The 25,035-nt window shown below is 44.9% G+C and carries 16 protein-coding genes and 1 pseudogene; 9 read left to right on the forward strand and 8 right to left on the reverse strand.

What is annotated here, in order from left to right; translation table 11 throughout:
• Positions 1-73: 73 nt before the first annotated feature.
• Entirely contained in the window at positions 74-5,896 is a 5,823-nt protein-coding gene (locus QUB37_RS16005) for an SdrD B-like domain-containing protein (protein WP_333163597.1), read from the reverse strand.
• Between the two features lie 532 nt (positions 5,897-6,428).
• Here QUB37_RS16005 and mtnA point away from each other — a divergent pair.
• Genes mtnA through QUB37_RS16020 form a run of 3 tightly spaced genes read left to right on the forward strand, consistent with a single transcriptional unit; the run spans position 6,429 to position 8,874 of the window.
• The gene (gene mtnA, locus QUB37_RS16010) at positions 6,429-7,490 is read left to right on the forward strand and encodes an S-methyl-5-thioribose-1-phosphate isomerase (protein WP_333163600.1); all 1,062 of its coding nucleotides are present in this window, start codon (positions 6,429-6,431) and stop codon (positions 7,488-7,490) included.
• Positions 7,491-7,527: 37 nt separating this feature from the next.
• Positions 7,528-8,013, forward strand: a complete 486-nt coding sequence (locus QUB37_RS16015) for a type IV pilin-like G/H family protein (RefSeq protein ID WP_333163602.1) — start codon at positions 7,528-7,530, stop codon at positions 8,011-8,013.
• 3 nt (positions 8,014-8,016) lie between these two features.
• Positions 8,017-8,874, forward strand: coding sequence for a rhodanese-like domain-containing protein (locus QUB37_RS16020; protein ID WP_333163605.1), 858 nt, complete (start codon positions 8,017-8,019; stop codon positions 8,872-8,874).
• A gap of 126 nt (positions 8,875-9,000) precedes the next feature.
• Here the strand turns inward: QUB37_RS16020 and QUB37_RS16025 are convergent, their stop codons facing one another.
• Complete coding sequence (locus tag QUB37_RS16025; protein WP_333163608.1) at positions 9,001-9,348, reverse strand: hypothetical protein; 348 nt, start codon at positions 9,346-9,348, stop codon at positions 9,001-9,003.
• Positions 9,349-9,589: 241 nt separating this feature from the next.
• On the opposite strand from QUB37_RS16025, the gene QUB37_RS16030 reads away from it, so the two are divergent.
• The gene (locus QUB37_RS16030; protein ID WP_333163611.1) at positions 9,590-10,510 is read left to right on the forward strand and encodes a cation diffusion facilitator family transporter; all 921 of its coding nucleotides are present in this window, start codon (positions 9,590-9,592) and stop codon (positions 10,508-10,510) included.
• A gap of 432 nt (positions 10,511-10,942) precedes the next feature.
• Here QUB37_RS16030 and QUB37_RS16035 read toward each other — a convergent pair whose 3' ends face one another.
• A complete protein-coding gene (locus QUB37_RS16035) occupies positions 10,943-11,083 on the reverse strand; it encodes a hypothetical protein (protein WP_333163614.1) in 141 nt (46 codons plus the stop codon).
• On the reverse strand, positions 11,053-14,928 hold the full coding sequence (locus tag QUB37_RS16040) for an NACHT C-terminal alpha/beta 1 domain-containing protein (RefSeq protein WP_333163616.1): 3,876 nt from the start codon (positions 14,926-14,928) through the stop codon (positions 11,053-11,055). Before QUB37_RS16040 ends, QUB37_RS16035 begins: the two co-directional genes overlap by 31 nt.
• A gap of 361 nt (positions 14,929-15,289) precedes the next feature.
• Here QUB37_RS16040 and QUB37_RS16045 point away from each other — a divergent pair, with 361 nt between their 5' ends.
• Both QUB37_RS16045 and QUB37_RS16050 read left to right on the forward strand, forming a co-directional pair.
• Positions 15,290-15,562, forward strand: a complete 273-nt coding sequence (locus tag QUB37_RS16045; protein ID WP_333163618.1) for a hypothetical protein — start codon at positions 15,290-15,292, stop codon at positions 15,560-15,562.
• Positions 15,563-15,583: 21 nt separating this feature from the next.
• Positions 15,584-16,117, forward strand: a complete 534-nt coding sequence (locus QUB37_RS16050; protein ID WP_333163620.1) for a DUF2726 domain-containing protein — start codon at positions 15,584-15,586, stop codon at positions 16,115-16,117.
• A 96-nt stretch (positions 16,118-16,213) separates the two neighbouring features.
• Here QUB37_RS16050 and QUB37_RS16055 read toward each other — a convergent pair.
• Positions 16,214-16,345 (reverse strand): annotated as a pseudogene (locus QUB37_RS16055) (GMP synthase (glutamine-hydrolyzing)); the annotation flags it as partial.
• 389 nt (positions 16,346-16,734) lie between these two features.
• Here QUB37_RS16055 and QUB37_RS16060 point away from each other — a divergent pair.
• Together QUB37_RS16060 and QUB37_RS16065 are read left to right on the forward strand one after the other, a co-directional pair.
• A complete protein-coding gene (locus tag QUB37_RS16060; RefSeq protein WP_333163622.1) occupies positions 16,735-18,198 on the forward strand; it encodes an ABC transporter substrate-binding protein/permease in 1,464 nt (487 codons plus the stop codon).
• A complete protein-coding gene (locus QUB37_RS16065) occupies positions 18,164-18,913 on the forward strand; it encodes an amino acid ABC transporter ATP-binding protein (protein ID WP_333163624.1) in 750 nt (249 codons plus the stop codon). Before QUB37_RS16060 ends, QUB37_RS16065 begins: the two co-directional genes overlap by 35 nt.
• Positions 18,914-19,016: 103 nt before the next feature.
• On the opposite strand, the gene QUB37_RS16070 is transcribed toward QUB37_RS16065, so the two are convergent.
• Positions 19,017-20,072: a UPF0104 family protein gene (locus tag QUB37_RS16070; RefSeq protein WP_333163627.1), complete on the reverse strand. Its 1,056-nt coding sequence runs from the start codon at positions 20,070-20,072 to the stop codon at positions 19,017-19,019.
• A gap of 383 nt (positions 20,073-20,455) precedes the next feature.
• Between QUB37_RS16070 and QUB37_RS16075 the strand changes: the two genes are divergently transcribed.
• Positions 20,456-22,501 carry a S8 family serine peptidase gene (locus tag QUB37_RS16075; RefSeq protein WP_333163628.1) on the forward strand — a complete coding sequence of 682 codons (2,046 nt, stop codon included), beginning with the start codon at positions 20,456-20,458 and terminating at the stop codon, positions 22,499-22,501.
• Between the two features lie 140 nt (positions 22,502-22,641).
• Here the strand turns inward: QUB37_RS16075 and QUB37_RS16080 are convergent, their stop codons facing one another.
• Both QUB37_RS16080 and QUB37_RS16085 read right to left on the reverse strand, forming a co-directional pair.
• Positions 22,642-23,121 carry a hypothetical protein gene (locus QUB37_RS16080; RefSeq protein WP_333163631.1) on the reverse strand — a complete coding sequence of 160 codons (480 nt, stop codon included), beginning with the start codon at positions 23,119-23,121 and terminating at the stop codon, positions 22,642-22,644.
• A gap of 159 nt (positions 23,122-23,280) precedes the next feature.
• Positions 23,281-24,969, reverse strand: a complete 1,689-nt coding sequence (locus tag QUB37_RS16085) for a glycosyltransferase family 39 protein (protein WP_333163633.1) — start codon at positions 24,967-24,969, stop codon at positions 23,281-23,283.
• Positions 24,970-25,035 lie beyond the last annotated feature (66 nt).

The raw sequence follows: 25,035 nt of genomic DNA on the forward strand, positions 1-25,035 counted from the left end.
TAAACCTTTTAAGTGGACATATAAGGGCAAAGTTTTGGCTATTTAATGGTCTGTGGATTTCCGCCTCGCTGTACTAGAGTAGTGCAAAATCGGTGGTAGTAATCACGCTTGCAGGCACATTATTGAGAGTTGCCAGAAGTTGCCCGGAACCAGTAACTCGGATGAGAGTTGAACTATTCTCGGCAACAATGCTCAGTTGAGAGAAATCCAGGCCACCCATTAAGCCGATCGAATCGATACCGTATTGAAAGTCTAAAATAGTCTCGCTGCCGAGGTCAATACCCAACATAAATCGATCGTTTCCGGTGCCTCCAGTCAGAGTATCATTCCCTTGATCTCCGAACAAGAAATCGTCCCCAGCACTGCCAAGCAAACTATCCTCATCCTTACCGCCGTAAAGAGTATCGTTCCCAGTTTCCCCGTTAACGGTATCCTGACCTTCATTGCCAAACAGCAAATCGTTGCCCAAACCGCCACATATTTGGTCTTTTCCGCCAGTAGAACCAATGGGGAGGGGGCTACCAATATCCCCGTACACTGTATCTTCCCCCTCGCCGCCACAGATAGTATCACTGCCTTCATCGCCAAACAGCAGGTTGCTGCCCAATTCGCCGAAAACTAAGTCATCGCCCTTGCCGGCACGCACTGTATCATCACCCTCACCGCTGGCGATCGTATCTTGATTTTTCTCCCCGCTGAGGAAGTCATCGCCCGCCAAACCGAACACCAAATCATTGCCAGTCAAATCCGGCTCCAAAGGGTTAATAGTTCCCCCGTAGATAGTATCGTTACCCTGGTCGCCAATTAAAGTATCGCTTTCTTGGTCGCCGAAAATAATGTCGTCATCTTTGCCGCCGTAAACCACATCGTCGTTCTTGCCCGCAAAGATTAAATCATCTCCAGCAACCCCATTGAGGTAATCATTACCCTCATTGCCAAACACCAAGTCCCTATCTATATCTGGGCCAACCGGGAAAGCACTGTTAAGTCCTCCGTAAATATTATCATTGCCCTGTAATCCGGCCAACAAATCATCGCCGTCAAAACCATTTATTTCGTCACCGTTATTAGTGCCGAGAATAGTGTCGTTGCCGTTAGTACCGTTGCGGGTATTAGTGACAGAATTTGGACCGCCAATACTGCTAAGGCTGGGTAAAACAATTTGCGAACAAATGCAGTCAGCATCTTGTCCTTCTTGCGGTGGTGGTGTTGGTGTTGGTGTTGGTGTTGGTTGGACTTGGGCGAAGAAATTGCCAAAGTTAATATTGTCAACATTACTGCCGCTGACAGCAATAATATCAGCAGGATTGGCAGTAGTTTGTGTCCAACCAGGTTGATTGACTTCCCGAACTCGATAAGTTCCTGGGCCTAAATTAGCGAAACTGTAGCCGCCCAAACTATCAGTTGAAGTGTTAACTTCTCCACCATCTAAAGAGTCATTGCTGTTAGCGTCAAGGAAGACTTGCCAGTTCGGTAAGAGCGGTTCTTGAGCATCCAAAACCCCATTATTATTGAGGTCATTAAACTTGTTGCCGGAGATGCTAATATTTTGGAAATTGCCAAAATTAACGTTCGATTGACTTTCGCCACTACCCAGATTAACCGCCGCCGGATTAGCAGTAGTTTGCGTCCAACCAGTTTGCTGCACTTCCCGCACATTGTAGGTGCCGGGATTGAGGTTGTTGAAGCTGTAATTACCAGAATTGTCAGTGGTAACAGTAGTTTCGCCCGAATCTAAAGAGTTGTTCCCGTTATCATCGAGAAAAATTTGCCATCCCGAAAGACCAGTTTCCTCTGCATCCTGAGTACCGTTGCCGTTGCCGTCGTTGAATTTAAGACCGCTGATGCTGCCTTGTTGTACGGGAGTGGGAGGCAGAGGCGGAGTCGGAGGCGGAGTCGGAGTCGGAGTCGGAGTCGGCGTTGGTGTTGGCGGGACTGGTTGGTTGCCGAAATTGGCAGTGGAAGTTTGACCTGGATCTAACGGAACGGTTCGGGGGTTAGGGGTGGTTGCCGTAAAACCTGTCGGCACTACTTCCCGGACGTTGTAGGTGCCTGTTTGCAGGTTGGGGAAGCTATAGCTGCCATCGGTACCGGTAGTAACTTGGGTTTCTCCGGTGTCTGGAGTGCCGTTGTTGTTAGTGTCAAGGAAAATCGTGACGCCAGGGATGGCAATTTCTCCGGTATCTTGAGTGCCGTTACCGTTGGTGTCGTTGAATTTAATGCCAGTTATGGTGCCCGTCTGGAGGCGATTCCCAAAATTAACTGTAGCAGGAGTAGTTTGACCTGCTGCCAGCGTCACTTCAACCGGATTGGGAGTAGTTGGCTGGCTGAATGACGGTACAACTTCGCGAACGTTGTAAGTACCCGATGCCAAGTTGGGGAAAGTGAAACTGCCGTCAGCCCCAGTAGTTGCCGAAGTTTCTGTGGCATCGAGAATGCCGTCGTTGTTAGTGTCGAGGAAAACAGTGACTCCGGGCACACCTAGTTCTCCGGCTGCTTGAGTGCCGTTGCCGTCAATGTCGTTAAATTTGATACCAATAATGGTTCCCAATTCAGGAAACAGATCAAACGGGCGATTGCCGAAATTCACCACAGCGGGAGTCGTTTGGCCTGTCGCCAGCGTCACTGAAACCGGATTGGGAGTAGTCGGCAGGTAGGGAAACAGCCCGACTTCCTGAACGCTGTAAGTACCTGCAGGCAAGTTGGGGAAATTGAAGCTGCCGTCAGCCCCGGTAGTTGCGGAAGTTTCTCCGACATCGAGAATGCCGTCATTGTTAGTGTCGAGGAAAACAGTGTTTCCGGCTAAGCCAGTTTCTCCCGCACCTTGAGTGCCGTTGTCGTCGTCGTCCTGAAATGTTATGCCAGTAATGCTGCCGAGTAGAGCGGATATAGATCGATTGCCGAAATTCACCGTAGCAGGAGTAGTTTGGCCTGCTGCCAGCGTCACTGCAACCGGATTGGGAGTAGTTGGCTGGCTGTTGGCGGGTACAACTTCCCGAACGTTGTAAGTGCCTGCGGGCAAGTTGGGGAAATTGAAGCCGCCGTTAGCATCGGTAGTTGCGGAAGTTTCGCCGGCAGTGAGAATGCCGTCACCGTTTGTGTCGAGGAAAACTGTAACTCCGGGCACACCAACTTCTCCGGCTGCTTGAGTGCCGTTGCCGTCAATGTCGTTAAATTTGATGCCGGTGATGGTACTCAGCGGTACTGGTATTGCTTGGTTGCCGAAATTAACTGTAGCAGGAGTAGTTTGACCTGCTGCCAGCGTCACTGCAACCGGGTTAAGCGTAGTTGTTTGGCTTCCAGCCGGTACAACTTCCCGAACGTTGTAAGTGCCAGCAGGCAAGTTGCCGAAAGTGAAAGTGCCGTCAGCCCCGGTAGTTGCGGAAGTTTCGCCGGCAGTGAGAATGGCGTCACCGTTGGTGTCGAGAAAAACAGTCACTCCGGGAACGCCAAGTTCTCCGGCGGTTTGAGTGCCGTTGCCGTCAATGTCGTTGAATTTGATGCCCGTGATGGTACTCAGCGGTACGACAACAGGAACAGGCTGTGCGGAAAATTCCGAAGTGTTGCCGGCGGCGTCGGTTGCTGTCGCGGTGATTAATTGGCCTGCGGTGACTGCTGCTGCGAAAGTTTGATTGAAGGCAGCGTTGCCGGCGGCGTCAGTAGTTACCGGGATAGAAGCGATGAAGGTTTGACCTTGGGTGCCCGGGGGAGTGTTGGCGAAAATTTGCAGGGTGAATGTGGTACTGGGAATGCTGTTGTAAGTTCCCGCGACGGTGACGCTGCCAGCACTGGCGGTAGCGGTAGTGAGTACGGGGGTGTTTTGGAGGTTGTTTGCACCGATGTCGGCGTCGCCCGCATCGTTGGCGGTGATGCCGTTGTTGCCGAGGTCGATGCCTAGGCCGGCGTTGGCGAAGATCGAGTTGTTTTGGATGCTGTTGCCGGTACCGGCGATGATATTTACTGCCGAACCGAGGTTGTTGGCGATCGTATTTCCTTGACCTGCTGCTGTACCGCCGATCGCATTATTGATTGCTCCGTCAATCAACACCCCAGTAATATTGGGCACGGGGGAGGTACCGTCGGAGCCGACGCCGATGAAGTTACCGAACAAGGAGTTGCCCGTGGTGGTGGGACCAGACAGTGATACGCCGTTACCGTTGCTGTTGCCGGAAATAATGTTGCGGGCGGCTGGGGTTGTCCCGCCAACAATGTTGTTGTTTGCACCTCCCTGGATGACGACGCCGACACCAGTGTTGGGCAAAGCGGCGTTACCTGAGACGTTGGTGCCGATGAAGTTCCCTGTCAGAGTATTGCCCGTAGTGGTGGGACCAGACAGTCCCACACCGTTACTGTTGCCGGAAATAATGTTGCGGGCTGCTAGGGCTGTCCCGCCAACAATGTTGTTGTTTGCACCTCCCTCAATGGAGACGCCGAAAGCAGCGTTGGGCAAAGCGGCGCTGCCGATAGCGTTGGTGCCGATGAAGTTGCCTGTCAGGGTATTGCCGATGGCACCGGCACCCAGAATGGCAGCACCGTGAATGCTGTTACCGGAAATGACATTCCCGCTAATCGTGTTGGTGGGTAAGCCGTTGATGCTAACGCCGCTGGTGTTGGGCAAGGCCAGGGTGCCGGCAGCGTTGGTGCCAATGTAGTTGCCCAGCACTTGGTTGCCTCCTGTACCGCCAACGATGGTGATACCGTCGGCTGTATTCCCAGAAATGATGTTGCGATCGCCCGGGTTAGTCCCGCCAATTATGTTGCCACTGCCACTCTGAACGGCGATGCCGAAAACAGCGTTGGGCAAGGCAGCAGTGCCCGCAGCGTTGGTACCGATGTAGTTGCCCAGCACTTGGTTGCCTCCTGTACCGCCAACGATGGCGATACCGTTGGCTGTATTCCCAGAAATGACGTTGCGATCGCCCAGGTTAGGCCCGCCAATTATGTTACCGCTGCCACTCTGAACAAGGACGCCAAATAAGTTGGGTGCAGCGGTGTCAGTGGCGTTGATGCCGATGTAGTTGCCTACTAAGGTGTTGCCGTTGCTTTGGAGGGATATGCCGCTGTTGGTGAAGCGATTAATTATTAATCCCCGCAAAGTGCTGCCACCGCTACCAGCGAGGCTCAAACCCGTGTCAACCGCATTTGCTCCATCGAGTTGGATCAGGGGGGTGCCGGCGAACCCCGGTTGGCTAGTACCGTCGATGATTGTGGGAACGTTAATATTTGGCAAGGCAGTCAGGGGTGCGATCGTCTGCGCGCCTGTACCAATGGCAAAGTTAATATTGTGCGGTGGTGTGGCCGCTGCATTCGCATCCGTAATCGCTTGTCGCAGCGAACCCGGCCCAGCATCGTTGGTATTAAAAACAGTGAATATAGCCAAGGTATGTGCGTAATTTGCCATTACCTCTGGCTCGATCGCCAATCCTGTTTTAATCGCTCCAGTAGCGTATTCAAGTACCCAGTTTCCGCCTTTTTGGGCGCTCCCCGTAATATCTGAAGAAGCAGCAATATTAGCTTTTGTTAACTTGCTTAGCTTTTGTACAAAAGCCTCTCCTTTTTCACCGGCTGCTACGTTACATCCGTATAGCAGAATTTCAAATCGATTTTTAATTGAGTTTACAGATGACGAAAACCACTGTTTCAAACAGTCGCTATATGTTTCTAAATTGTCGGAATTCAGGATAGTTGGCCCTAGCTGCAAACTTCCAGATTCCCCGTGAGAAATAATGTGAACGCTTTCTATACCTTTGCGGCTCTGCAGTGCTTCGGCAATTTGTTCGATGCCGTCGCGCGCCCGATCGACTAAAATTACCTCCATCCCCGCTTTAACACCAACCGCCAGACTTAGCCAATCTTCAACTGCTGAATCTACGAAGACTATGTGTAGGTTTTTCATAATTACTGTTCCCCCATGCACCTAAGTAGGTTTTCAAAATGTTGTTTCCGTGCGATTATAATCGCTACTTCAATCCACCACAAATATGGCTACCACAAAACCCGCCTTCAACTAAGTAAAAGTTGTACAGACAAAGCTTTACAATTATCTATTTTTGTGCTTCTTCTAAATCTGTTGGAGCTGGAAAGTTGCTCGATCGCACTTTTTCATTCTCAACTTAAAAAAACCAGACCCCAGGTACAGCTAGCTTGTTCCCGGTTACGGAAATTTTTCAAAAAACGTAAGTATAATTTACACAACTTAATGTTCGGTTTTTTACTAAGTACACTTTTGTGAAAAAGAATCCAACTCTGTATAAGTTCCAAACCCAGAGAGTCGTGGGTATGCAGCAATTATTCAATCTCAAATCTCCAGTCTCGAAGCTAAAACCGCATGGCTGGGATTTTGGCAAATTCAGCGTGTCCCTCATAACATAGAGGAATAGTCGCCTTCATGGCATCATAGAAACTTGTCCCTCACATAATTGAAATCGATGACCGCTCAAAACTCCCCTGTTTCGCCCGTCACTTGGATGGAAGACCGAGTTCTGCTAATTGACCAAAACCGATTGCCGAAAGAATACGGTGTAGTCGAAATTAGCCGCTACGAAGATATGGCTGAGGCGATTAAAACTATGATAGTCCGAGGTGCTCCGGCGATCGGGGTAGCAGCAGCTTACGGGATGTATTTGGGGGCGCGAGAAATCGAAACGAGCGATCGTACCGAGTTTTTTATTAAACTAGAACAAGTTGGCGAGTTATTGCGATCGACTCGTCCCACTGCGGTTAATTTGTTTTGGGCAATATCGCGAATGCTCAAAACAGCCGAGAGAACTAGCGGTTCTGTCGAACAAGTGCAAAAAACTTTGTTAGAAATGGCCAAAACCATTCAAGCAGAAGACTTGCAAACTTGTAAAGATATCGGCGACAAAGGTTTAGAAGTTCTGCCAGCTACACCAGAAAAATTGAACTTACTAACTCACTGCAATGCCGGTGCATTAGCAACAGCAGGCTACGGTACTGCTTTAGGTGTATTTCGTTCTGCTTGGCGAGAAGGAAGACTTGGAAGAGTTTTTGCCGATGAAACTCGGCCCCGTCTCCAAGGTGCAAAACTGACCACTTGGGAATGCGTGCAAGAAGGAATTCCAGTCACATTAATAGCCGACAATATGGCTGCTCACTGTATGAAACTCGGCATGATTCACGCAGTAGTTGTCGGTGCAGACAGAATCGCTGCTAACGGCGACGCCGCCAATAAAATTGGCACTTACAGTTTAGCAATTGTTGCCAAAGCTCACAACGTCCCGTTTTTTGTCGCTGCGCCTCTATCTACAATTGATTTTGAACTTTCCGACGGCAGCAAAATCCCCATTGAGGAACGCGATTCAGTGGAAATGTATCAAGTTGGAACTACGCGGATTTGTCCTGTGGGAGTTGAATTTTACAATCCCGCTTTTGACGTAACTCCGGCGGAATTAATATCGGGAATAATAACAGAACACGGCACGGTTGCTCCTGGGGCGTTGAAACAGTTTCAGGCAAAACAATTAGTTTAATTATATGTTTCTCAACTGCTCATCCCACCTGTTGTCTGTGAAATTAAGCAGGATTTATAGCAGCAACTGGCAGATCAAAGTTGCGATCGCAGCTCTAACTCTGCCAGTTGTTTTCAGTCCTATCTCGGAAGCTCAAGTTTCACAAACGCTTGAAGCTAAGGAATCACAAGCGAAAAATTTTGTGGGTTCGATGAATAAAGCTCAGCAAGTTTACTATGCTGAAAAAGCAGGCTTTACAAGTTCTGTTTCCAATCTATTGGTTTATCTCGGTCTCCAAGTTAAACCTAACTCAGCCAATTACAGCTACTCGATCGGCATGATGAAAAAAGGTGCTGTATTTAACTACGGAGTATCGAAACAAGCTAATCTCAAAAGTTTTGTGGGGGGAGTCTTTTTGGTGGGAAACAAGACACAAACAATCTTGTGTCTAAATGCTGCTCCTGGCAAGACTAAACCAGCTAATCCAACTAATACCAAAGGGGTTTTAGCCTGCGGTGCTAATACAGCCAAAGTTACTCAATAAATTATGTCTAATTTACTGGGTAATTTAGCAAATAACTGGATAGTAAATGCAGATTTAGCTAAGCAATTGCTGGAACAAGAAGCTACTTTACTAGATGCTCGCGCACCCATTTTAAAGTGGTTTTGCCGTATCCCACCAGCTATTCCCGTAACTTGGCAGGAATTTTCGCGTTCCGACTTTCCCCACAAGGGAAAAATTATCGAAAATAACACAGTTTTAACTCAAAAACTGCAAGCCAGTGGTATTTGTCAAGACAAACCTGTCATAGTCGTTGCCGATTCCGTGAAAGGGTGGGGCGAAGACGGGCGAATTGTTTGGATGTTGCGGACTTTGGGACAGGAAAAAGCAGTTTTTGTCGATGGAGGATATAGGGCTTTAATCCAAGCTGGAATTAATCGAGTAAAAGCTGCAAACAATCCACCAAAAACAGGAGATTTTGTAATATCTCGCCGCTCGAATTGGGAAATTCAGCGGGATGAATTGAAAGCTATTTTAGGAGATGAGAATTTAGTCATTATTGACGCCAGAGAGCCGCGAGAATATGCAGGTAAAACGCCTTACGGAGAAAAGCGGGGCGGCCACATTCCCGGTGCGGTTCACCTCTATTACAAACAGTTAATGGACAAACAGGGAAAACTGCTGGATCGCGGGGAAATTGTCGCTATTTTGCAGCAAAAAGGAGTTTCGCAGTCAACTCAAATTGTCAGTTATTGCTCCGGGGGAATTCGCTCTGGATGGTTGACTTGTGTCTTGACAAATGTGGGATTTAATGCTAAGAATTATGCAGGTTCAATGTGGGAATGGTCGGCTTCGCCTGCTGATAGGTATCCTTTGTCAGTAATCCTTTCACGGGCCGCCTAGAAACCCAACCCCTACTCCCCACAAGAAAATTCAATGTTTGTGGAACAGGCTGGAAAGCCTGTTCTTGAGAATGGTATCTGAACTCAGATTCAACCTATTAACTACAAACGATCGAGGTTGAGAATCTCAACCCACTTGTTCGATATACTGAGCGAGATCGTCGCGCAGGCGGCTGAGTTCGGCTTCGGTGGTCACGCGCACACGATCGTCCCGAACCGTAATCAGCACTTTTGCAGCAAAAGGAGTTGGCCAGATATTCGGGTTGCAGAAAACTTCCAAAAATACATCTCCTGCATACCGATATTCCATCGGTTTTTGGGGAGAAGCTTTAGCGCCAGAGGTTTTGGCTGCTACAGCTTTCAAGCTTTCCATCAAAGCTGCAATTTCGCTTTGCAAATCCCGCGCGGCTTGCGGGGAAAAGCTAAAGGAGACAGAACCTTCGACTAAATTCAGTGTCAGCGGAGAAAGAGACATGGGCAATGAAATTTAACATACTATTGTTAATGATAAAAAATATAGTAACCCAAAAGAAGTACATTCCAGCTCAATTGCACTGCGAAACTGGTATTAATTAAAATTTGTCTCAAGAAGCTCGGCTAAATTAATGAATATCAATCTAGTCGCAAGCTAGATTCCGCAAGAGTTTTAACCTTTTATGACTTGATAAGCTTTAAACTAGAAACCAGAAAACTTAACGGCAGATAGAGGAGATTTTATGGTTGCCGATAACCGTTCCGAAGTCCGCAAGGTTTTAATAATTACCTTATTGCTAAATTTGCTGGTGATGGCAATTAAAGCAGTCGTGGGATGGCTGACTGGTTCCCTCAGTTTGCTGGCAGATGCTTTGCACAGCGTCACGGACAGCGCTAATAATATTTTAGGATTGGTAACTAATCATTATGCCAATCCGCAGCCCGATCGCGATCATCCCTACGGACACCAAAAATTTGATGCTCTCGGAGCTCTGGGAATTGCTGCTTTTCTGGGAATTGCCTGTTTTGAAATTATCAGCGGTGCTGTCGAAAGGTTGCTCAAAGGTGGCACAGTTGTCAAAATATCCCCAAATGAACTGTGGATTTTGCTGATTGTACTGGGGATTAATATTTTTGTCACTTTTTACGAGCGCAGAGTTGGCCAACGTCTCGGTAGCGCGATTTTAGTGGCTGACGCTCAGCACACGATGAGCGATGTTTGGGTGACAATTATGGTCATCGGCGGGTTGATTGGTGTTTGGCAAGGGCAGGTTTGGAATATACCTCAACTGCAATTCCTGGACGTGTTTTTGTCTTTTCCTGTGGCTGTTTTGGTATTTAGCAGCGGTTGGAAAGTTTTAAGGGAAAATCTGCCTTGGTTGGTGGATGAAATGGCGATCGCACCGGAAGTTATTCATGCGATCGCGATCGATGTACCGGGGGTTGTAAACTGTCACTCGATCGCCTCCCGTGGCGTTGTAGGGCGTCAAGTATTTATTGAGATGCACATGATTGTCGATGCTGTCGATGTAGAAACAGCTCACCGGATTACAGAAGAAGTAGAAGCCCGTTTGGAAGAACGTTTCAGCCCTGTACGCATCTTAATTCACGTTGAGCCGCCGGCTTACCATTCCGACCAAATTAGCTACGATTCTGAAAAATGAAGGCACAACCAGTGATTTTGACACGGATACACGGATTAATTGAAGAATCGGGAAAGTATTTTTACTTACCGCAATTCCTCCAATTTTTTAAATCCTATCAATCGGGTTAGAGCGATCGCACTTAATTTAGTAGCAGTTTTCCACAGGAAAACGAGGGTTTTCCACAGAAAAGGGCAAGTTTTCCACAATAGATCGATCGGCTGTCGTCGATTTCTGTCTTTCTATTTGTATAAATTCCAAGTATTTTGAATTTCTGTAGCCATTTCCCCCCGCAAATGCCAAGGTAGCAAAATCTCCACTTTTGAACCGAGAGCTCGCAGCCATCTCAACGGGTAGTGCCGATGGAATTTTTACTTTATTTTATCTGGTGCTAGCCTATCTACTCTCGATCGTAGCGGAAATTCTCCTACTCTGTTTTAGCCGACGATTCTCTTAATTCAGAGAAAGATGAAGAAATGTTTCGATCGAGTGGGATTTGGGGGTGTGAGTGCGATCGGGCCTGAGTTGGTGAAAAAGCGATCGCCTTCTGCCAAAATCAAAATTCAAGCCTCCAAAATCGATCGATGCAGCCATTTCAAAACTGCATCGATGAGATTCGGATGGTTAGGAGAAATGCGTTTTACATTGTCGCATGGTCGATCGGTGATGATTGCGATCGTGCCTCCAAAAGCACTCAGTGCAGTTAGAAAAGGTTCGCTGAATTCGCGATCGATTTTAGAGTTGTAGAACACCAACGCAACTCGTTTTTCTAGGTTTCTCAAATTCAGTCGCCAATAGGCTTTGAGCAGTGGCATAGTTGTGGGTGTTCCTTCTTGTCGTTCTGGACAACCTTGCTCTACCATTTGGATATAGATATCAGTGGCAGGATTATCTGGAGGGTTAAATTCGCTACCATCAATACAAATCAGTTGTACTGCTTGATTGAGTTCTTCATTATGGGAAACCGCAGACTTAAAAACTGAAAATTTCTCAACAATGTTGAGGTATTGAGCAGTAGAAGAGTTAGCAAGAGAGATGTTTTCAAATGCCTCTAAGTCAGTACAAGATGGTTGAACACAACAAGCGTCATAAAATTCCGTATAACTCAAGTGATTAGCACAATGCCACAGCACTGAATGAGCAATTATATATAAATCCGTGTCAAACTTAGCAACTGCATTTTCTACATAATCCTTTAGACCAAAAACTAGCCTTTGCAGTTGTGATTTGTGAGTAATTTGTTTTAATTCGGCGCCAAGAAACCCTTGAATTTGACGGTCTTTTAAATTGACGGTTAAGTTTACTAATTTATCAACAATAGATTGTGGTGACAACGTTTCAATGTTAACTAATATTTCCATACAAATAAAGCGTAATATGTTGTCTTTATTTATTTGGAGAATTTCCATTAGTTTATCGATGACTTCAAAATTAGTTTGTTTAATTTTGGCAATCGCAATTTCTTCGCAATCATATAATTTCTCAGCAAAACTATTTAGCCGCCAATTTATAATGTTTAGTTCTTGTGGCTCGTTAATTAGTGAAACAAATTCAACATATTGTCTTTCAATCAAAAAACCTTCTATATTTTCTGTATCGTCACTTGTGGGTAAATTTAACTCCTCGGTTGTATTTTTATTCAGATAGTTTTCTATCAATAAACTTATATAATCAATGAATGTCTTATCTTTGCTACTTTGGTAGCCTACTATTTTAAAACGCTCATACATTGTTGTAGTTTGAGAAAAAATTTGTACTAAATGTAGTAAAAGATAGTCAAAGTCAATTTTTACTTTTACCAAACAAATCAATTTTTTAATAATTGACCGATTCTCGAAAATTTTTGGATAGCTCAAGCTTGCCATTACTAACATTTGAGCATAAGCTATAGATTCATCTGTGTCTTCTTCATTTGCAATTAATTGGATTAATTTATTAATGATTTCTACAATAAAACCTTGTGTCTCCAAATAGTCAAATAAAGATAGAATAATCACTGGATTTTGTGAAGTATATAACAAATCCATGATTGCTCTGTTGACTTTTGAAATATCAATATCAAGTCTCTTGACTATATCTATACCAGGAATAATACTTATTTGATTGTCTCGATTTTGACTTATGAAATCAATCAAAGCATCCAATACGTCTTGATTGTTGACTAAAGCGTTATGATTTAGGCTTAGTTCGTCTAAATGTGAAATAGCTAGCAATTGAATCATAGAATCTTGACTATTTAAAAATGATGTTAACTTACCAATAACCACTTTGTCCAAAATCTTAAAATCCATTAAAATATTAACGATATCAAAACTTTTTCTTTCGTATTGCTCATCTTCGTTCAATAAAGCCTTAACTAAAAAATCAACGGCAATTTGCTTGAAATTATCATTTTTTAAAGCTATTTTTGCTACTTCTATGGCACCTCCCTCATTATCATCTTTTAATAATTTAGGGATTAATACTTTTAAGCATTCATGCTCCGGGTTGATTTTAAATAAAACTTCCAAAAGCCTAGATAGTTCGTATAGTTCTAAATCAGTATTATTATTGATGACTTCACTTATAATATCACAGGCTTCTTTGGAAGCGTAATATTTTAACGATTCTATGATGAATTCCTCATAACCCGGAAGCATTGATTTGCATACTTTTGTTTGTATATTATCATCCAAGCAAACGAAATACACCCGTCCAGCAATAAATTCTATTTCGCCAGATTGACACGAGTAAACTATCTTTAATGGTAGAAGCTTAAGCCGATACATATTTTTCCATTTATCTTCCTTAAGATTGGTTATTGTGTCGATCAATTCTTTCTTTAGCAGTGCTGAAATTTGGAAACTTTCTAACCATAATATAGCTACTTCTAGCCATTGGGTTTCAAAGATTCGATAGCGCTCCATGAAAAATTGATAATTATCAATTACTAAAGATGCAAAATATTCCTGGAATGTAGGATGAAAGAATGCGTAAACAGGTTCATCTGTTGCAGCTTCTCGATCTACTAAGTTCAGCAAACCGAGATCCCAGGCTAATTTAAAAAGCCTATCGCCCATTTGTTTTTCAATTAAACTCAGCGGCAACCGAAATCTAGCATGGCTATCCAATCCTGCTATAGACAAACGACCGAGGGCTTGATGTAATTCTTCTCGCAAACCTGGTTGAGTTGCCCAATCAATAACCGTTTGGGATGGTTTCCACTCATAGAAATAGCGGACAAAGTGTTGATATAGTTCGGCTTTGGTTTCTGGTAATTCGACTTGCTTATTTTTGCTGGATATTTGACACAGTAGAGATAAGCGAAGCGGATTTTTTACGAGTTGGCGGATGCGATCTTTTTGCGGTTCTTGCAGCTTTTTCTGTAACTCCTGTCCCCGTTGAATATTTTTTGCTTCAGCAAACCACTGCTGAATAAAATCCTCTACTTGCTCTGGTTTAAACTCCTGAGTTTTGTAAGTATCAAAACCTGTGAGGGGATTCTTGAGACTGGCATCCCAAACATTGGTTCGACAGGTCAAAACAACTCGCACATTACCCAACCAATCAGTAAGCTGGTTTCGGATTTCTTCTAAGGACAAACAACTGTTCGCCCCTACAGCCATTTCATCAACACCATCGAGTAACAGCCACACCCCACCGTGACGCAAGCGTTTTTGTAGAGATGTTTTGTGAGACTTCTCTACATCAATATCGGGATAAACCAGAGAAATTGCTTCTGGCAACCATTCCTGAATAATGTATTCTTTCAGTGTCTTTCCTTGCAAACTTGCCAGCGCAATGCAAATCGGCAAATCTTGATTATTTTCCTGAATGTGAGTGGCGATTTTATCTAACAGCGTTGTCTTTCCTGCTCCTGGTTCGCCGACAATAGCAATATGTTTATTTTTTCCAGTAGGGTTTTGTTCAATAACGTCAGTCATGAATTCATCATGTTCGTAAATTCTGGTAACGACTTCCGGTTCTAATTGATGCAACAGTTCCATAGGCACATTACCACTGCGACGCTGCTGCTGTTTCCGTTCGATTAAACCTAGCGGTACAAAAACATTGATTTCAAATCCCATTTCTGTCGCTCTCCGTCTGAAGCGTTGCTCCTCTTGCTGTTCATTTAACATTTCTTGGCAAACTCGCTGCCAATCAATAGCAATGTTTTGCTGTGGCTCTAGCTCGGAATTCTGCAAGTTGGAGTCATGTTCGGCAATAAATTTTATGGGTTCAAATCCTAATGCTTTAAGAATTAAGATGACCTTACTGCGATCGCGTGGCGTACCTTCAAGAAAGCGTTTTATGGTACTGAGACTCACATGAGCTTGTTCTTCAAGATTTTCTTGAGACCAGCCCCGTTTGTCTGGATTTCGTGGCTTCTCCAGTTCAGCCATCCGTTGACGAACTTTATCCAAACCTGCGCCATCAATCCGAACACTGCGAGATGCCATAGTTTGACTCATTCCTAACAACTAGAGTGGATGAAATTGAGAATTTTGCATCAGTTGCATAGCCCGCCAGGGGTTTAAACCCCTGGCTGATAGCGAAAGTCCTCTGCAAGAGGACTAAATGCTGACCCTAAAAAGCGCTCTTCAGTCCACTTGAGTGGACTTTCGCTATCAGCCGTGGACTTGAGTCCACGGCGGGACAACAGCACAGGCGCAAAATCTCAATCAAAACTATCCCTAGCATAGTCAGCATCAAGTTTCTTGACCAGTTCAGATCAGTTCACTTTTTTCTGAACCGTTTTGCTCTGGAGAAATTCAGTTGACCCCAATAGGCTTGAATCATTAACACTCAAAGGTTCAGTTTATGACAGCCTTCCAACTCAGCCTTTTCCCAGACGAGCCACCCACTCCCCTCGACTCCCTTAACAAAAAGAGAAGGGTAAAACTCCCATCGCAACCAACTGTAATTGAGCAATCCTGCACAACCCATAGAGCCGCACAACTGCTGGAGGTATCCACCACAACTCTCTACCGCGCTCGGAAAGAAGGCAAACCTTACCAGAAGGGCGCTTGGACTGCCACCGCTATTGGTGCAAACGCTTGGACAGTCGTCTACAACCTCTTTAATTCCCACTAACCCTAATCGGAAATAAAACTAATGCTATACGCCTTTGACTGTGACAATTCTTTGTCTTCATTTCCCGAATTCCTAAGCGGAGAAATCATCAACGAGTTAGAAACGATCGCTATCGATATTCTAGAGATGATTTTAGGCGATCGCTTCCGTTACTGTCCCCAAGTTCCCCTAGAAATCATCTGTTCTCGTCGAGAAACTTTCACCCGTCTTCCCATTGAACTTTGGAAATTTTGGGTGAGTTCCAGAGTCGATATCGCCTTGATGGAACGCGGCTGTGGTGGTAGTCGCAAAGTCAAATTGGTGATAGAATGTCAATCTCATTGGCACGATCGCCCAGAGGTGCAGGAGCGCGATCGCACAAAAGCCCAACTCCTTGCATCTGTTGGCGTTCCCTTAGTATACCTGCGACCAATCGATCGAGATCGACGCTTCTATTGTTTCTACACTCCCAATGGACAAAAAGAAGTCTTATACAACTCAATTACCCAACAAGGACGGACAGAACTGGAAGCATTTTTGCAACACTATTTAACACAGTTTACAGTTGACAGTTGACTCTTAGACTATAACTTTTCTGTGTAAGTCCTGTAATTAACACAGGACTTACAGACGGCATTTATCCAAATCGAAAATCAATAATCGACAATGGTATCACTCCCACTCGATCTTTCCCGGCGGCTTAGAAGTAATATCGTAAACCACCCGATTCACCCCCTTAACCTCATTCACAATCCGATTCGAGATCAGTTCCAACAAATCGTAAGGAACCCGCGCCCAATCAGCTTTTGCTCTGATCTACTGAATACCGTGTTCCACAAATGGAATATGCTGGATGATTACAAATACCGATCGCAACTTGGACAACGGTACAACATGGGTGAGAATTGTGCGGACAAGCTTTACTTCCTAAAATGTTAAAAATTGTGGAGGTGGGACATTTTTTAAATATAAGTTGGTGGCAGAATTATCTATCTTTAGCCCTGGGCGCATTAATACCTTTATAACCGGGTTTTTTACCCTTTTTAAAGGCTAATTATGCAGTTTGTTTGTCCATCAAACCCGGTTTCTGGCAACCCGTGCGTCCATGAGTATATCTTCCTTTACAAGGATGACTTGATTCCGATTTGTGGTATGTTTTGTTGGCGAGGGGATTTTTTAGGACAATGTTCAATATGAAACGTTTAACATTAAAATCAATGCTGGCGGCGGCGATCGCGATCGCCTTTTGTTTAATTGCGATCGCCAGCTACGCCCAAGCCAACAAGACTTTAACACTGGCGACTTCCCCAGACTACCCGCCCTATGAATTTAAAGATACGGCTGTTAGCGGCAACGAAATCATCGGTTTTGACATCGATATTGCCAAATATATTACTAAAAAATTAGGCTACGAACTGAAAGTAGTTGGCATGGATTTTAACGGCTTAATTCCCGCTTTGCAGGCCGGAAGAGCCGATTTTGTGATGGCTGGAATGACTCCCACAGCAGAAAGGAAAAAAAATGTTGATTTTTCTGACCTTTACTACGAAGCTCAAAATACAATTGTCGCCAATAAAGGCAGCAATTTGACCAAAGCTGAAGATTTAGCCGGGAAAAAAGTAGGCGTTCAACTCGGAAGCATTCAGCAGGAAGCTGTGAAAAAAATGCCCGGTGTGCAACTGGCTGCTCTCAATAGGATTCCTGACATTATTCAAGAAATTAAATCGAACCGCATCGCGGCAGGAGTGATCGAGGATACTGTTGCTACGGGTTATGCAGCAGCGAACCCGGACTTGGAATTTAACACAATTCCGAATACTGAAGAAAGCGGTTCGGCGATCGCCTTTAGCAAAGGTTCGAGATTAGTTCCAGAATTCAACCGAGTCCTCCAGCAAATGAAAGCCAGCGGTCAAATTAAGGAACTAGCTACTAAGTGGTTTTCTCGACCGATTCCGCAAGAATCTGCTCAAGCAAATCAGCCTGCGGTAGCGCCCAAGTTCGGGTTATATTTTGGCAAAATCTTGCCGAGTTTGCCTTATATTTTGTCCGGGATTTGGGTAACGCTAACTTTTACCTTGCTGTCGGCATTTCTGGGATTTATCTGGGGAATCGTGCTGTCTCTGTTTAAGATTTCTAGCATTAAACCGCTGTTCTGGTTTGCGACTGCTTACACCTCAATTTTTCGCGGAACACCGCTAATTTTGCAGTTGACGTTAGTTTATTTTGCCACGCCGCAGCTTACGGGCTATAATATATCGGCGCTGCAAGCTGGCGTGATTACTTTTTTCTTGAATTCTGGGGCTTATATTTCCGAAACAATCCGCGCGGGAATTCAAGCCGTAGATAAAGGTCAAAAAGAAGCCGCAGAATCCCTTGGCGTTCCCTACAAACTGATGATGGGCGATATTATCTTGCCGCAAGCCTTGAAAAATATTTTGCCTGCATTGGTGAATGAAAGTATTGCTTTGCTGAAGGATTCAGCTTTAGTTTCAGTAATTGGCGTAGAAGACTTGCTGCGCCGCGCTACAATTGTGGGAGCAGAAAAGTATATTTACTTTGAACCTTTGATATTTGTCGGCGCAATTTATTATTTGATGGTGCTTAGTTTAACTTGGGGGGCCAATGTACTCGAACGCAGACTCCAAAGTAGCAGTTAAGGTCGATCGCCTGTATAAATCTTTTGGCAATCTGAAGGTTTTGCGCGAGATAACTACTGAGATTCATAAAGGAGAAGTGATTGCCATTATCGGCCCTTCGGGGTGCGGCAAGTCTACTTTTTTGCGGTGTTTGAATTTACTGGAAATTCCGACTTCTGGACACATATACATTGACGGGGTGGATATTACTCTGCCGAAGGTAGATATTCTGAAAATCCGCCAGAAAGTGGGGATGGTTTTTCAGCATTTCCACTTGTTCCCGCACATGACAGTGCTGCAAAATGTGATGTATGCGCCTGTAAAGGTGAAGCAGGTGGCTAAGGATGAGGCGCGTCTGAAGGGGTTAGAATTGCTGGAAAAAGTGGGTTTGTCAGATAAGGCCGAGGTTTATCCTTCTAAGCTTTCGGGGGGACAAAAACAGCGGGTGGCGATCGCCCGCTGTTTGGCTATGGAACCGGAAATTTTGTTGATGGACGAACCGACTTCTGCACTCGATCCAGAAATGGTTAAAGAAGTGTTAGATGTGATGAAAGCTTTGACGAAAACGGGAATTACGATGGCAATTGTAACTCACGAAATGGGTTTTGCGCGGGAAGTCGCCCACCGGATATTGTTTCTCGATGGCGGAAAGGTAGCCGAAGATGTGCCACCGCAGGAGTTTTTTAGCAACCCTCAGTGCGATCGCGCCAAGCAATTTCTGGAAAAAATGCTTTAATCTGATATCGCATCCGCAATTAAATAGGTTTGTTGTTCGATCGCACATAATCTCACATTCTCAGCCCCGCACCCTACAATCACGAGAATATTTAGTTTTAAATTCACCTTTTTGGACTGTGCCGATCGCGCTGGCGATCGAGCTTTGCCAAAGCAGCACCCGAAACATCCGCCAGAATGCTAATTATCCGATACAAGGCCACGGCACCCAGAATTATACCCGTAGAAAAGCGATCGGACAGCAGGGCGATCGCCGTTGCTTCAAATACTCCCATTCCCCCCGGTGCTCCCGGTACTACTAAACCGACAACGAACGCAAAACAAAAAGCACCGAACAAGTTGGGAATATTGCTAAATTGCACCGGAGTTAAAGCCGTTACAGTTAGCAAAAAACCGCAGCCCCGCAATCCGATAAAACATATTTGTCCGATTAACGGCACTAAAGGATAGCGTTTAATTGGCAAATTAATTTTGCGGTTTGACTTGACATTCGATGTTTTTTTAGGTAGATTTGAGGTAGACTCTGCACTAATATTCAGTTCCTCGCCCGCAGCCTCCCCAGTATTTGAATTTTCTCCATTATTCTTTGATAACTTCAACCGCTCTACAAAGAGAACGATCGGATTTAAAATTCGGGGATGAATCGCCGTTAAAATAGCAGCACAACCGACAATCCGCAAAAACCAATTGAATTTGTCAAAACAAATCAACCCAATCAAAACGCCCGCCGAAGCCATCAGCAGCGGTTCCAGCAACACGCTGAGAGTAGCAGCTTTCGGGAAAATGCCTGCTTTTTTGGCGTCCAATATTCTGCCCCAAAAATGCCAAATATTCCCCGGCAAATACTTGGCAATATTAGTTTTGAGAAAAACTTGAATCGCCCAGGCGGCAGTTACAGGTTGACGGAATTCCCGCAAAATCAACATCCACACCCAGCCGACGAAAATTAGAGAAAGTAAAGTGACGCCAAGGGCGATCGCCAGTAACGGAAAACTTTCGGCTCGAATTTGGATATTCGCGACTTCTCGCCAGTGAGTTAAAAAAGCTTTGGCAATAAATAAAAACGTCCCGCCCAAAATCAAATAGCGCAAATAAGGCTTTAAATGCGACTTGGCGATGTTGAAAAAATTTTGAATTCGATGCAAGTGTTGTTTTCCCATTTTCTGATCCCGATTTTGAATTTGGGATTAAGTTATACTGTTTTAGATTTTACATTTTAGAGGGGCTAAGGCGGAATTGTGGTTGATTTACAGGGAATGATATGACGGAAAAAATCTGTTTAACCTTAAATCTTGCACCCTTGTCAAGAACGGGCAAGATGCCCGTTCCACAATAACTCAACATTTTTGTGGAACAGGCATCTTGCCTGTTCCTAAACAAGTAATTGAGAAGGGTGGAACATCTCAGTTTAACCTAACCTATGCAGGCCTCTACAGACTGTGCGTAATGCCCGCCTTACAGACTATTTAGGGCGTTCTTAACCACAAACTTAAATTTAAAATCTAAAATTTAGATCGATATACCTCACTAGGAGTACATTTCTATGCCCGGCCCGAGCCCTGACGGTCTTTCCTATCTTTTAGATGATAGCCCCAATAGTTTCGCCTTGACTCCGGGCTTTTTGACTCCTTATCCTAACGGATTTTTTGCCCTCGGCGGCAACGATTTTATTGTCGGTTCGTCGGATGCCGAAATAATTAGCGGTGATAATGGTAACGATCGCATTCTCGGCGGCAGCAATTCCGATACGCTGTTAGGGGGCGCAGACAACGATTTGCTTAACGGCGGTGTCAGCAGCGACATCCTGTTTGGCGATGCTGGCAGCGATACCTTGCAGGGAGGTAAGGGAGATGACGTGCTCAACGGTGACTCTGGCAGCGACGTTTTAGTGGGCGATGGGGGTAAAGATACGCTGACAGGGGGTTTGGGCCCAGATACCTTTGTCCTCCGCAGCGACTCCGCAGTCTCCGATCCGACTGCTGCAGACGTGATTACTGACTTCAACAGTTTTGTGGATTCGATCGGACTGACTGACAATCTTACCGAAGCTGACTTGATTCTCGAAGAAATATCGATCGCCCCCGGTATTTCCAATACATTAATTAAAATTCGCCAATCCAATGCTATTTTAGGCTTGGTAGCCAACGCATCTCCACAAGACCTCGCCGATACATTCATCTCTGCAACTACCGTATTGGGCAACCAACTGGATCAAGCGCGCGATTTAGGCGTTTTGGGTGGCACTCAAACGATCGCAGACTCGGTTAGCAACGCCCGGCCAGACGGCCTTTACCGCTTTACTTTGCCTGCAACTAGCGACTTTAAATTAACTGTCAGCGGTTTGACGGCGGATGTTGACGTGGCATTAATTAAAGATCTTAACGGCGACAATTCTATTGACTTCACCGATATTATTGCTTCTTCTCAACAACCGGATTTATCGCCGGAGTCGATCGACATCGACGGTTTAGCCGCAGGAACTTACTTTCTCCGAGTTTATCAATACCAAGGCAGTACAAATTTCTCCCTCAATCTGTCTGCAACTCCTGCAACTGTTTCTCCTAACAATCCTAGCAACTTGCAAGGTTTTGACTCTCGTTTTGGGTTCGGTTTGGTGAATGCAGCAGCGGCAGTTGCTAAAGCTCAAGGTATTGCACCTTTTCCTGATGTTCCCGATTTGGGTGGCGACGAGTGGGGCAGAGATTTAATTAAAGCTCCAGAGGTTTGGGCCCAGGGCTTGACTGGAGACGGAATTGTGGTGGCAGTTATTGATAGCGGAGTTGACTACAATCACCCGGATTTGACGGGGAATATTTGGAGCAATGCGGGGGAAACCGGCGTTGATGCGATCGGTCGTAATAAAGCTAGCAACATGGTTGATGATGATGGCAATGGCTTTGTTGACGATTTCCGAGGATGGGATTTTGTCAACAACGATAATGACCCGATGGATGATAACAGTCACGGCACTCATATCTCGGGTTTAGTTGCTGCGAAAAAAGATGGGGTTGGGATTACTGGAACTGCTCCAACTGCGAAGATTATGCCTTTGAAAATACTTGATGGGGCAGGGGTGGGTAAAATTCGGGATGAAATTAATGCGATTAATTATGCGGTGGCAAATGGAGCGAAGATAATAAATGTGAGTTTGGGCGGTCAACAGTTCAATGCTCAAGAATTGGATGCTATTCGAGCGGCTGAAGCTCAAAGTGCGATCGTGATTTCGGCGGCGGGAAATTATGCTCGCCCACAAGTAGATTATCCGGCTCGGTTTGCCAATGAGGTAGGAATTGCTGTCGGTGGTGTTACCCGAAATGGCTTGTTTGGGGAGTATTCTAACCGGGCGGGTTCGGAGGCAATTAATTATTTTGTGGGTCCCGGCGGCGACGGTGGTAGGGCGGATTCTGGTGACCTTTATTCAACTGTGCCACTTTCTCAACCGGGGATTCCCTATCGATATGTTGCGGGTACTTCAATGGCAGTGCCACAAGTATCCGGCGTGATAGCTTTAATGTTACAAGCTAATCCGAGTCTGACTCCTGCTGATATTAAGAGGATTCTTGCGGAAACTGCCAATCGAGCGGTTTGAATTTGATGCAAGTGCGATCGATCTACAATCCTCAATCTTATACCAATTATTAAAAGCGATCCGTAGGGACACGGCAATGCCGTGTCCTACTCCCCGCGCCGGACATGGCATTGCCGTGTCCCTACTTTTCAGAATTGGTATTAAAAATTGGCGGCGTAACTTAAGTCAAATTGGCGACACAGAGTGATGCAGCAGTAGGTTGGTCGATCGAATACTAACTCGTAATTCATCTCGCCATCTATTTTGGTGATGGGCTGCTTTAAGGGGATGCCGTGAATGTCATATTGGCGGCGTTCTAAGGCACTCCAGTCGATTATTTTGGTGTCGATTTGGTTCTGCAACTCAGTTGCGATCAGATATAGTTGCATCTTGTCTTGAACTTTTCCAGTCAGGGGGATTTTTATTAACACTGACTGAGTGACGATGGGTTTTTGGTCGTTGGGATGCTTCTGGGTGTGGCAGCTTTTGAGTTCTATATCATAAGGTTCTACCTTGAATTTCTCTCCGCTGGCGATCGCAGATGAGTGCAAATCTTCCAGGCACTTTTCTAGGTGAGGAATCAGCCCTAAGTCTGGATCACACAGCAGTTTACGAATGTTAGAGGTTTCAGTGATTGTCATTTGAGATTTTTGATGTTATTTTTTTATTCTTAACTTTTAGCTTACCACGAAAAGCAAACCTATCGAACTCTCCTTGCGACATACTTCCCCAAATGCCATTTATGGGCAGTATGTCGCAGTGAATCAGACATTTGTTTTTGGGCAGCAAACCAGTGTTTTTTACCTTAAAGTTTTAGATTGTTTTTTGGTAATTTTCCATAGATTAAGATCGACATTAGTGTCAGCCGGATCTATTTGATAGTTTTGTTGCTCAATTGCCGATCGCAAAGTAGAGGAAGGTCTGTATAAAAACAACTCACTGAAACCGCTGGGAATTTGCGGGGGTTGAGGTTTTTTCTTTGCCAATTCTCGATTTTTGTAGCAAGATGTGTAACAGCGGGGTTCTATTAGCAGTTTGACTTTTGGTTCTAGGTAATAACTTAAAGGCATCATATATGCGATATTGGCATCGCTGATAATTAGGGGATTGCTGGCTTGATTGACAGTCCTAGCTACTTCCAATGCACCCAACCAACCGCTGCCTTTATTCCACCAAATGTCTGCTTGAGAACTAACTCCACCGGATATAATACCTGCGGAAAAAACTGCAACTATAACTATTTTCCACAGTTTTTGCTGTTTGAAGTTCTCCAAATTGTTACTAATTTTCGTAGACAACAGGTAAGCCACTGCTAGCTGGATTCCCACATAACAAGGAACTAAATATCGCGGATTTGCCGATCGCCTTCCACCCTTGATTATATCAGGTACTGCTAAAAACAAAGCAGTTGTTGCAATTAATAACAATACAATCAACCACACTCGCTTTGGTGTTTGTCTGCATAGATAATAAAGGGCATAGCCAACTAAAGCTAGAATCATGATAGCAACTGGAATTAGCAAGGCTAGTTGTGTGGCGTTGGCAGTTCCATCAATGCCAATATCAAAAAATGCTATGCTGACGGAACCAACCCACCTGCTGACTAATCTTAAGTAATTTGTCTGTTCAGCCCATGCTGTTGTGCTTCTAACTTGATTGAAGTTTTCTACAGTATTTACCAGGGAAGGCATGAAGCCACTCAATGCGATTAAAGATGCTACATAATAGGAAATGAATGTTTTCACATCGCGCCAGTTGGCAATAACTGCGACGTAGATTGCGTGGGCTGCAGCGACGCAGACAAATAACAAGTGTGTGTACAATCCCAGTGTTGCTGTGCCTGCATAAAGCGCCCAGGAAAGAACGAGGGCGAGCGCATTTTGAGTTGACTCAGGGCGCATTGCTCGCAACAACGCTGCACTGGATAAAATAGTAGTTAATGTCCACAAACTGTACTGTCTTGCTTCTTGGGCAAATAGGATGTGGTAGGGAGAAATTGCGAAAATTGCGATCGCCATCCACGCTACTGCTGAAGATTCAAATAACTCCCAAGCCAGCCAATAAATTGCGGGAAATACTAGCAGGCTAATCACGGCGGCCAAACTTCTCATTGCTGCAACGGAACTGCCGAACCATTGCGCCCAATATCGCGCTAGTACATAATACAGAGGCGGGTGTTGGGGGTCTTCTGTTGCTAAAGAATTCAGGGTATCCCTTAAAGTATTTTCGGAATTTATCTGCTGATATTTTTGTAAATCCGCAGGCGAGGTTATTTTCTGGTACGAAATTTGTTTGATTATTTCGGCTTCGGTGTAGCCCGAAACTCTCAAAGAAGTATATGTTTCGTCGATCCAGTAAAATTTGCGATCGAGATTGGCGAAGCGAAATAAAATGCCTATGATTAATACGGCGATAATTAAAAATCGCAGCCACTTATCAAGTGAAGGGTTGTGAGAATTTAGTCGATCGCGATCTTTCGTAGATTCCATTTTATAACTAGCTAATCTAGCACAAATTTTTACTGTTACCCCACCCGTAAGGTGCGCGCTAGGCGC

It is taken from the genome of Microcoleus sp. AT3-A2 (assembly GCF_036705685.1).
Classification (GTDB): Bacteria; Cyanobacteriota; Cyanobacteriia; order Cyanobacteriales; family Microcoleaceae; genus Microcoleus.